At 67.3% G+C, this 1,174-nt stretch carries 2 protein-coding genes; both read left to right on the top strand.

The genetic code is table 11. The features are described 5' to 3' along the window. The first annotated feature begins 74 nt into the window (after positions 1 to 74). Complete coding sequence (locus HII36_RS55340; protein WP_173531412.1) at positions 75 to 620, top strand: winged helix-turn-helix domain-containing protein; 546 nt, start codon at positions 75 to 77, stop codon at positions 618 to 620. Next, the gene (locus HII36_RS55335) at positions 530 to 1,150 is read left to right on the top strand and encodes a transposase (RefSeq protein ID WP_217371168.1); all 621 of its coding nucleotides are present in this window, start codon (positions 530 to 532) and stop codon (positions 1,148 to 1,150) included. The genes HII36_RS55340 and HII36_RS55335 overlap by 91 nt, the downstream gene beginning before the upstream one ends. The last annotated feature ends 24 nt before the right edge of the window (positions 1,151 to 1,174 follow it).

The following is a 1,174-nucleotide window of genomic DNA, read 5'->3' as shown; positions in this document are numbered from 1 at the left end:
TACAGAGGTTGAAAGACTGAGGTATCACCTCGCGGTTGCGTGCTCTCGGCGGGGTTCGGGAGTATGCCGGTGGGATGCGTTATCCGGATGGTGGTGGTCTGACCCCGGCGGCGCGCGCCAAGCGTGAACAGGTCCGCTTGGAGGCTGCTGGGCTGTTCGCCGCGGGCATGTCGCCGCCTCAGGTGGCCAAGCGTCTGCGGGTCTCGCGCAAGTCGGCCTATGTCTGGCACCAGGCCTGGCGCACGGCAGGAGCCGAGGCGCTGGTGTCGAAGGGGCCGGGCGGCCAGCACTGCCGGCTGAACGCCGCGCAGGTGGAGCGGTTGGAGGCCGCCTTGGACGCCGGGCCAGCCGTGTGGGGGTGGACCCAGGACCAGCGGTGGACCCTGGCGCGGGTCACCGTCCTGGTCGGCAGGTTGTTCCACATCTCCTACACCCCACGCGGGATCTCCTACCTGCTGCATCGGCTGGGCTGGAGCCCACAAGTCCCCCAGCGCCGCGCCCACGAGCGCGACGAAGAGGCGATCGCCACCTGGGCAAAGGACACCTGGCCGCTGGCGGAACCACGGCGCGGGATCAGGACGCGTGGATCTGCTTCGCCGACGAAGCAGGACAATCGCTGAGGCCGCCCAAGGCCCGTACCTGGTCCCGCCGTGGATACACCCCCACCGTCACCGTCTCGGGCAAGGGCTCCGGGCGCGTCAACCTGGCCGGGCTGATCTGCCTCAAGCCGGGGCAACGGACCCGCCTGATCTACCGCATGTTGATCTACCGGCGTCGCAAGAACGAACGCAAAGGGTTCGGTGAGAGCGACTACGCCCGCTTGCTGGACGCCGCCCACCAGCAGCTCGGCGGGCCGATCGTGCTGATTTGGGACAACGTCAACACCCACGTCGATGCCCTGATGCGCAGCCTGATCGACACGCGCCCGTGGCTGACAGTGTTCTACCTGCCGACCTACGCGCCCGAGCTCAACCCCGTGGAGACCGTGTGGTCGCACCTCAAACGCGACCTGGGCAACCTGGCCCCCTGCACGCTCGACGAACTCGCCGCGATCATCCGCAGCCACCTCAAGCAGCTGCAGTATCGCCCTGACCTCTTGGACGCCTTCCTGGCACACACCGGCCTGATCACAAACCCGAGATCGACATGACACCCCAAACTTTCAGTCTCTGTA

The organism is Nonomuraea antri, from assembly GCF_013283785.1.
In the GTDB taxonomy this organism is placed as follows: Bacteria; Actinomycetota; Actinomycetes; order Streptosporangiales; family Streptosporangiaceae; genus Nonomuraea; species Nonomuraea antri.
The sequence above is the reverse complement of the archived record's forward strand: the minus strand, read 5'-3'. Positions and strand labels throughout refer to the sequence as shown.